Raw genomic sequence first — 9,049 nt, 5'->3', positions numbered from 1 at the left:
TCAACCCAGTGAGATCGCCGGTCACGAGGGTGCCGGATCGTCCTGGGCGGCGAACAAACTGGATCGGTTCGTCTTCGCCAGACTTTCGCAGCACGGGCTGTCGCCCAACCCGCCGGCATCCAAACGGACCTGGTTGCGGCGTGTCAGTTTTGATCTGACCGGGTTGCCGCCGACGATCGAAGAGGTGGAAGCATTCCAGGCTGACAATAGCCCCCAAGCCAAACTCCGTGTCGTCGATCGATTGTTGGCTTCACCCCAACACGGTGAACGGTGGGCTCGCATCTGGCTGGACGTCGCACGTTACGCCGAAGACCAGGCGCACATCGTTGGCAACAATGATTCGCTGACCTATCCCAACGCCTACCTGTACCGCGATTGGGTCATCCACGCGTTGGCAGGCGACATGCCGTATGACGATTTCGTCAGGGATCAATTGGCGGCCGATCTGCTTCATCCCGGCGCCCCGGAACGACACGTGGCACTCGGATTCCTCGGACTCGGCCCCAAGTACTACCGTCGCAACGACCCGGAGGTGATGGCCGACGAATGGGAAGATCGCATCGACACCGTTTCGCGTGGCTTGCTGGGGCTGACCGTCGCCTGTGCACGCTGTCACGACCACAAATACGATCCCGTCCCGACTGCGGACTACTACGCCTTGGCCGGTGTCTTTGCCAGCACCGAAATGTTCAATCGGCCGCTCGATGAGTCCGTCGAAACCAACGGCCCGCAAGCGAAAAAACCACAAGACGCCGTGCACATCGTCCGTGAAGGCAAACCACAAGATTTAAAGGTGATGATCCGTGGGGACGCCAAACGTCTCGGCGAAACCGTCCCACGCGGTTTCTTGACCGTGCTCACACCCACTCAGACCGAGCCTGCCGCTGCCGACGGATTCGCCGGCGGATTCAGCAACGGCAGCGGCCGAGCGGCGCTGGCCGACGCGGTCGTTCATTCATCCAATCCGCTGACCGCCCGTGTGATCGTCAATCGGGTCTGGCACCAGTTGATGGGCGCGCCGATCGTCGCAACACCGAGCAACTTTGGTTCACTCGGCGGGCGCCCCTCCCACCCGTTGCTGCTGGATGACTTGGCGGTTCGATTCATGAACGCAGGGTGGTCGCTGAAGTGGTTGCAGCGGGAAATCGTTCTGTCGGCCACCTACGGCCAAAGCAGCGAAATCGATCCGGTTCAATCCGAGACCGATCCGGACAATCAGTGGCGTTGGCGGATGCCGCGACGACGGTTGAGCTTGGAAGCTTATCGCGACGCCATCCTGTCCGCCTCGGGTGGACTCGACACCCAAATCGGCGGCCGCTCGATCGATCCCCAACAGACCTCGACCGGGCGCCGAACCGTTTACAGCGAGGTCAGCCGATTGGACCTGAGCCCCATGCTGGCGCGGTTCGATTTCCCCGACCCCAATGCGCACAGCCCCGGCCGCCACGAAACCACCACTCCCTTGCAGAAACTGTTTCTGCTCAACAGCCCGTTCCTGATTCACCACGCGTCGATGCTGGCCGAACGAGTCCGAACCGCCCGCCCGACCGATCGCCAGCGGATCGTGTTTGCCTGGCAATTGGTCTACGGAAGAACGCCCAGTGACGAAGAACGCGAGCTTGCCGAACGCTATGTCGCCGACGGCATCCGAGAACGTTGGAACGGCCTCGCACAGACGCTGTTGATCAGCAATGAAATGTTCATGTTGGATTGATCATGCACGATACCTTCTCTCGCCGAAATCTCTTCCGTCGCAGCGGCGCCGGCTTCGGGTCGGTCGGTTTGATGTCGGCCCTGGCGTCAAGCCAGATCCTTGCCGGCGATGCCACTGTCAGCGATAGCTCTGTCGGTGATGGGCTGCATCACCGGGCGCGGGCCAAGCGGGTGATTTTCTTGTTCATGAACGGTGCACCGTCACACGTCGACACCTTTGACCCCAAACCGTTGCTGGCCAAACACGCGGGCCAATCGCCGAATGACCATTCGATCGACAAGAAGAACCGCGCCGGCGGTTACATGCCATCACCGTTCAAGTTCAGCGCCCATGGCGAGAGCGGCGTCGTGATGAGCGAGCTGTTTCCCAAGCTGGCCGATCATGCCGACGACTTGTGCGTCGTTCGTTCGATGCACACCGATGTCCCCAATCACGAACCGGGCTTGTTGCTGATGCAATCGGGGCATCAACAACCGACGCGTCCCAGCATGGGGTCGTGGTTGTCCTACGGCTTGGGCAGTGCAAACGCGAACCTGCCGTCGTTCGTCGCACTCTCGCCGGGGCTGCCCGTCGTCGGCCCGCAACTGTGGTCCAACGCGTTTCTGCCCGGTCAGCACCAGGGCATCGAGATCGACACCAATCATTCCGATGTCGAAAAACTGATCCACAACATTCGGCACCCGCACCTGTCGCGTTCCGATCAACGCGAGCAATTGGACTTGCTGCAACAATTCAACCGGATTCATCGACAACAACGCCCCGGCGAAGCCGCGTTGGAAACACACATTCGATCGATGGAGTTGGCCTTTGAGATGCAGCGCGAAGCGTCCGAAGCGTTTGATCTGCAGCGTGAGAGCCAACGGACGCGACAGGCCTACGGCGATTCAGAATTCGGCCGCAGCTGCTTGCTGGGCCGACGCCTACTGGAGCGCGGTGTCCGCGTGGTCCAAGTGTTCTATGTCAAAAAGAACAGCAAGCAACCTTGGGACACCCACCGCAACAACAACTCCGGCCATGAAACGCTCTGCGCCGACGCCGATCGAGTCACCGCGGCGCTATTGTCGGACTTGAAACGCCGCGGGATGCTGGATGACACGCTGGTGATCTGGGGCGGTGAATTCGGACGCACCCCCTACGCCCAGGTCGACAAAGACAAAGATCCCAAGAAAGCGGGGCGCGACCATCATCACACCGGATTTTCGATGTGGCTGGCCGGAGGCGGGGTGCGCGGCGGATACACGCACGGGGCAACCGACGATTTCGGGATGCACGCGGTCGAGAAACGAGTCCACGTCCATGATTTGCACGCGACCGTGCTGCACCTGATGGGGATCGACCACACCCGGCTGACCTATCGCTATTCCGGACGCGATTTCCGTCTCACCGACGTCCACGGCCGTGTCGTTGACGACTGGTTCGCGTGAGACTGGTTCGCGAGAGTCTGACCAGTGATGCCGCAGCGAAGAGCCAGTTGCGGCAGACGACTCGGCTGGTTTATTCGCCGACCGCCATCGCGGAATAGGTCACCGCCTCACCGCCGGTGGGGTCCAACGATGCTTCGGCATACGATTCGTCGGTTTCCCAGATCCGGACCTGACAGGCCCGCGCCCCGGTTCCTTCCAACACTTCGGGGCACATCTCCTCGAGCAAGTACTTGGCCATGTTCTCCGCTGTCGGGTTGTACGGCATCACAAAGAATCGGCTGGGTTTGACCAATTCCAGAGCCTGACGGGCGTTGGCGTCGTCCTGGTGGATCAGGAAGCTGTGATCCCAATGCTCATCGATCCATCCCTTGACGCGCTGTTTGAGCACCGAAAAGTCGAGAATCCGGCCGACCTCGTCCTGGACATCCCCTTGGACGAAAAAATCCGCGACGTAGTTGTGGCCGTGAAAGTGCTCGCATTTTCCGCCGTGGCCGAACAGGCGGTGTCCGGCACAGAATTTGATGCGACGCATGATGGTCAAAGCCATGGAAAAACTCGCGTGTTGGAAAGTCGAGGGATGCGGACCGTTTAAAGCTAACCCGACAGGAAAGTCTTGCAAGGCGTCAACCGCGACGTTTCCGAGGCTGCGTTAGCGCGACAGGTGAGCCGCCGGCGCGTGAGCGAGGGGCGCCGCGCGGCCCCTCGCCAACGCATGCGGGCTATTCCCGCACGACCATCAACAGCATTTGATTGCCGCGACGGATGGTCACGCGACAGGGCTGATTCTGGCGTTTGTACTCGTCCAAGATCACCTCCAATTGGCGGGCCGAGGTCAGCGGCAATCCTCCCGCCGTCTGGATGACATCGCCGACTTCCAGCCCGTCGCGTTCGGCGATGCTGTTGTCCTTGATGCCGGTGATGATCAGTCCCGATTCCAGGTTCCGGTAGCCATATTTCTGGGCGGTCGCCGGGGTGACCGGCACCAATTCGGCGCCCATCACTTCGCCGGATCCGAACTGGGCCATCACCTCTTCGGTGCGCTCCTTCAGATCGACGCGGACTTGCAGCGGCTTGCCGTCACGATCAAGCTCCAGCTGCATTTGGGCTCCCGGCGGACGGCTGGCGACATAGTTCCGCATCTGCGCGTGGGTCCTCATCGGGCGTCCGTCGATCGCCACGACGACGTCGCCGGGCTGGATCCCCGCCTGGTCGGCCGGCATCCCTTCGAGCACCGATTCGATCAGCACACCCCGCTTGGCCTTCAACTGGTAGCCTTCGATCGTTTCCTCATTGACCGGTCCCAAGCTGGCGCCCAAGAAGCCGCGCCGTACGGTTCCGTTTTCGATAATGGAATTCAAAACCGGAGCGGCCAGTGAGACCGGAATGGCGAAACCGATACCCGCGCTCGATCCGCTGCGGGACATGATGGCGGTGTTGATCCCGACCAGTTCGCCGCGCAAGTTGACCAGCGGGCCGCCGGAGTTTCCGGGGTTGATCGCGGCATCGGTCTGCAGGAAGTCTTCAAACCCGGCTCCGTCGCCGATGATGCCGCGGATCCGGTTTTTCCCGCTGATGATCCCCGCCGTGACGGTTTGATCGAGTCCGAAGGGGCTGCCGATCGCGACCACCCAATCGCCGACTTGAATGGCGTCGGAGTTGCCCAGCGAAGCCGCTTTGAGATCGGTGCGGTCCACCTTGACGACGGCCAGATCGGTCTGGGGGTCGGTGCCGATGATCCGTCCGGGGGCTTTCTTTCCGTCAGAAAACTCGACCTCCAGTTCGTCGGCGCCTTCGACCACGTGATTGTTGGTCAAGATGTAGCCGTCGCTGCGAACGATCACGCCACTTCCCATTCCGCTCTCTTCGCGACGTTGTGGCTGGCCTTCGGGCAGATTGAAAAACTGTTCAAAACCCGGCGGCAGCCCTGGCGGAACCCGTTGCCCGCGAATGATCTGAGTCGCCTTGGTGTTGATGCTGACGACGCTCGGCCGCATCAAATTGGCAACGTTGCGAAACGCCGTCGACAAATCCTGTGCGGCTCCCAGGTTCTGCCCCGGCAGCGGCGACGCTTGGCCGACCGGCCCCGCGACGGCGGCCGACTGCGTCGCAACCACGTCTTGGGCGCCCGGGTCATTACGCATGAATCCCGGTACGGTCATCACCGCGCCGGTGACGAGCGATCCCAAGATCATCGCACCGAGGGCACCACTGATCGGTTTCCAGGATGGGGACATTACCGTATTGGGCATCGTTGAGACTCCCTTATGCTTTGGTTGTAAAAACTTCGTTCTCTGCTGACATTTTTTCACGCCACAGCCGGCGATCGATCCGATCGCCGCAAGCGATGGATCATGTCCAGTTCGACGCTGACACCGCCACTTTTTCGCCGTCCGCGGGGTGACGTCATCGTAGCGCGCCCGTCCACCGCTCGCACCGTCGGCTGACAACTTGGCACGACCCGTCAGGCGGTAGCAAACAGCAGGCCAAACCCGATCCACGGCAGATATTCCGTCGATATTCGGTTTTTTGGGTAGATTACACGCCGTTTATGGCTGCGGCGGGTCTTGAAATTCTGGTACGCTATTCCGTATTGCTGTTTAGAGCTTGGGGTGCCGGCAGCGAACCTGGTGGCCCCCGTGGGACGATCGATTTCGACCAGAATCGATTCCGACCCAAATTGATTCGCAACGATTTACTGGGTGGTCCGTCCGGGATTGGGCGAAGCACCTGACCATGGAACGGGTGGCTCGAATGCGTGACACGTTGACGGTGATTTTGGCAGGCGGACGGGGGTCGCGATTGGAACCCCTGACCCGCGACCGCGCGAAACCCGCGGTGCCCTTTGGTGGTCTCTACCGGATCATCGATTTTGTGCTCAGTAATTGTCTCAACAGCGACATGCGGCGGCTGCTGTTGTTGACTCAGTACAAAGCCCAATCGCTGGACCGACACATCAATCTGGCGTGGCGGAATTACTTCTGTCGCGAACTCGGTGAGTTCATCGACGTCGTTCCGCCCCAGCAGCGGATCGCGGGCAATTGGTATTCCGGGACCGCCGATGCGGTCTACCAAAACATCTACGCGATCGAGCGGGAACAGCCCGAGCACATCGTGATCCTGGCGGGCGACCACATCTACAAGATGAACTACGGGCCGATGGTCGATCACCATCGCAAGCTCGATGCCGACATCACGATCGGTGCGTTGCGCGTGCGGGTCGACGAGGCACGGCAATTCGGCGTCATGCAAACCGATCTGGACGGCCGCGTCATCGGATTTCAAGAGAAGCCCGAGAACCCGATTGCGACGCCCGAGGACCCCGAGTTCTGCTTGGCGTCGATGGGAATCTATGTGTTCAACGCCCGGTTCCTGTACGAGCAGCTGTGCGCCGACGCCACACAGATGGACAGCGATCACGATTTCGGCAAGAACATCATCCCCAAGGCGATCGATTCGCACCTGGTGTGCGCGTTTCCGTTCTTGGACGAAAACCGCAAGTCGGACGCCTATTGGCGCGACGTCGGGACGATCGACGCGTACTACGAAGCGACGATGGACCTGATCAGCATCGATCCGCAGTTGAACTTGTACGACAAGCATTGGCCGGTGCGTGCGTTCCAGCCGATGTTGCCGCCTCCGAAATTTGTTTTCGGCAGCGAAGGCATCTCGACGCGTCGGGGGACGGCGATGGATTCGTTGGTTTGCCAGGGCGCGATCATCAGTGGCGGCAGTGTCGCCCGCAGCGTCATCGGCCCCGGCGTGCGAATCAACAGTTATTCCTCGGTCGAGGACAGCATCTTGTTTGACGAGGTGAACGTCGGGCGCCGCAGCCGGCTGCGGCGCGTGATCGTCGACAAGGGGGTTTCGATCCCGCCGGAAACCGAGATCGGTTTCGACCCGATCGCCGATGCCGAACGTGGATTCAAGGTCACCGAAAGCGGACTGGTCGTGATCAGCCGAGGCGAACTGATCACACCGCATTGCCCGGCCGAGCCGGCGACGGTGGGACAAGCCGGCGTTTGATTGCAGCCGGCATGTTACCGGCAAGGCGCCACGCAACGCCCCTCGCTCACCTCTTCGGGCAACCAGCGAATGAAAAGGCCGGGGAGGGTTCTAAACCTCCGTTGTCCCGATGGGGCCAGTCGGGCATGATGTGCGTCGAAGCGAACGATTCCTTTCACGCAACCATGGCGAAGCATCGTGCCCTATACACCGCCCAGCGAAACGTCGGATTCGAACACGCCCCCGGAAAACAACCAGGGCTGGCAAACCACGCCGTATCCCATCACGACGATGCCGCCGGGGATTCCCTACATCGTCGGCAACGAGGCGGCCGAGCGGTTCAGCTTCTACGGCATGAAGGCGATCCTGACCGTCTTCATGACCCAATACCTGATCGGCAACAGCGGCGACGTCGACCCGATGAGCGACAACGACGCCAAGTTCTGGGTCCACACCTTCGTGATGGCCGCCTACTTCACTCCGCTGCTGGGTGCGTTCCTGGCCGACTGGCTGTTCGGAAAATACAAAACCATTCTCTACCTCTCGGTGCTCTACTGTTTCGGGCACCTGGCGCTGGCGCTCGACGAAACCCGTTTGGGGCTGGCCATCGGACTGAGCCTGATCGCGCTGGGCACCGGTGCGATCAAGCCCTGTGTTTCCGCCCACGTCGGTGACCAATTCGGCACCAAGAATTCTCATCTGCTCAGCAAGGTGTTCGGCTGGTTCTACGTCGCGATCAATCTGGGCGCGTTTGCCTCCACCGTGCTGACGCCCTGGCTGCTGGATCGATACGGACCCCAAATCGCGTTCGGTGTGCCGGGCATCTTGATGGCGATCGCGACCTTGCTGTTCTGGATGGGACGCAACAAGTTCGTCCACATTCCCCCCCGCGGCCCCCAAGTCTTTCGCGAAGCGTTCACCGGCGAAGGCGGCCAGGCGCTGCTTCGACTGGCCCCAATCTACATCCTCGTCGCGGTGTTTTGGAGCCTGTTTGATCAGACGGCCAGCGCCTGGGTCTTGCAGGCCGAAAACATGGACCGCACGGTGATGGGGGTGGAATTATTATCCAGCCAGATCCAAGCGGCCAATCCGTTCCTGATCCTGATCCTGGTGCCGCTGTTCAGCTACGCGGTCTATCCCGCGATCAGCAAATTCTTTCCGCTCACCCCGCTTCGCAAGATCACGATCGGGATGTTTGTCACCGTCTTCGCGTTCTCGATCAGCGCCTTGATTGAAACGTCGATTCAGAACGGAGGCACACCGAGTATTTCGTGGCAGGTGTTGGCGTACATTCTGTTGACCGCTGCCGAAGTCATGGTCTCCATCACGTGCTTGGAATTCAGTTACACGCAGGCGCCCAACAGCATGAAAAGTATCGTGATGAGCTTTTACCTGCTGTCGGTCTCCCTGGGCAACTTCATCACCGCCGGCGTCAATGCCGTGATCAGCAACGCCGACGGTACGTCCAAGTTGCCGGGGGCGTCGTATTACTGGTTCTTCACCGGACTGATGCTGGTCGCCGCCGTGATCTTCATCGCCGTCGCGGTGACCTATCGCGGAAAGCAGTACATCCAAGAATCCGAAGTCGACGCGGAAGCCGAAGCCGAAGGAACCGCATAGGTTCGCAACGGCGTCTTGCTGCGATCCCGTCGGGATCGGTGGGGCGCGAGAACGCGTCCGTCTCCGGAGGTGGCGCTACGCTGACCTCCGGCTACTGGCTGCGATCCCGTCGGGATCGAAAGGACGCGAGAGCGCGTTCGGCACCGGAGGTGACGCTGCGCTGACCTCCGGCTACTTGCTGTGATCCCTCCGGGATCGGTGGGACGCGAGAACGCGTCCGGCACCGGAGGTGGCGCTACGCTGACCTCCGGCTAATCGCTGCGATCCCGTCGGGATCGGTGGGCGCGGG

Annotated in this window: 6 protein-coding genes; 4 read left to right on the top strand and 2 right to left on the bottom strand. The window is 60.9% G+C overall.

Features of this window, described 5'->3' with window-relative positions:
* A partial coding sequence (locus tag ABX749_RS11900) for a DUF1549 and DUF1553 domain-containing protein (RefSeq protein WP_372896173.1) occupies positions 1 to 1,714 on the top strand: 1,714 nt, incomplete at its 5' end.
* Between the two features lie 2 nt (positions 1,715 to 1,716).
* The gene (locus ABX749_RS11895; protein WP_372896172.1) at positions 1,717 to 3,138 is read left to right on the top strand and encodes a DUF1501 domain-containing protein; all 1,422 of its coding nucleotides are present in this window, start codon (positions 1,717 to 1,719) and stop codon (positions 3,136 to 3,138) included.
* Between the two features lie 70 nt (positions 3,139 to 3,208).
* Here the strand turns inward: ABX749_RS11895 and ABX749_RS11890 are convergent, their stop codons facing one another.
* Positions 3,209 to 3,685, bottom strand: a complete 477-nt coding sequence (locus ABX749_RS11890) for a 6-pyruvoyl tetrahydropterin synthase family protein (protein WP_372896171.1) — start codon at positions 3,683 to 3,685, stop codon at positions 3,209 to 3,211.
* 172 nt (positions 3,686 to 3,857) lie between these two features.
* Entirely contained in the window at positions 3,858 to 5,387 is a 1,530-nt protein-coding gene (locus tag ABX749_RS11885) for a Do family serine endopeptidase (RefSeq protein ID WP_372896170.1), read from the bottom strand.
* 484 nt (positions 5,388 to 5,871) lie between these two features.
* On the opposite strand from ABX749_RS11885, the gene glgC reads away from it, so the two are divergent.
* Together glgC and ABX749_RS11875 are read left to right on the top strand one after the other, a co-directional pair.
* A complete protein-coding gene (gene glgC / locus ABX749_RS11880) occupies positions 5,872 to 7,161 on the top strand; it encodes a glucose-1-phosphate adenylyltransferase (protein WP_372896169.1) in 1,290 nt (429 codons plus the stop codon).
* A gap of 177 nt (positions 7,162 to 7,338) precedes the next feature.
* Positions 7,339 to 8,760 (top strand): POT family MFS transporter, encoded by a 1,422-nt coding sequence (locus ABX749_RS11875; protein WP_372896168.1) that lies wholly within the window; start codon positions 7,339 to 7,341, stop codon positions 8,758 to 8,760.
* The last annotated feature ends 289 nt before the right edge of the window (positions 8,761 to 9,049 follow it).

This window comes from Stieleria sp. (genome assembly GCF_041595215.1).
Classification (GTDB): Bacteria; Planctomycetota; Planctomycetia; order Pirellulales; family Pirellulaceae; genus Stieleria; species Stieleria magnilauensis.
The sequence above is the reverse complement of the archived record's forward strand: the minus strand, read 5'-3'. Positions and strand labels throughout refer to the sequence as shown.

Excerpts from the sequence above, each read along its gene's own strand:
- ABX749_RS11895 (WP_372896172.1), top strand. The coding sequence starts at position 1,717 with ATGCACGATACCTTCTCTCGCCGAAATCTCTTCCGTCGCAGCGGCGCC.
- ABX749_RS11890 (WP_372896171.1), bottom strand. The coding sequence starts at position 3,685 with ATGGCTTTGACCATCATGCGTCGCATCAAATTCTGTGCCGGACACCGC.
- ABX749_RS11885 (WP_372896170.1), bottom strand. The coding sequence starts at position 5,387 with ATGCCCAATACGGTAATGTCCCCATCCTGGAAACCGATCAGTGGTGCC.
- glgC (WP_372896169.1), top strand. The coding sequence starts at position 5,872 with ATGGAACGGGTGGCTCGAATGCGTGACACGTTGACGGTGATTTTGGCA.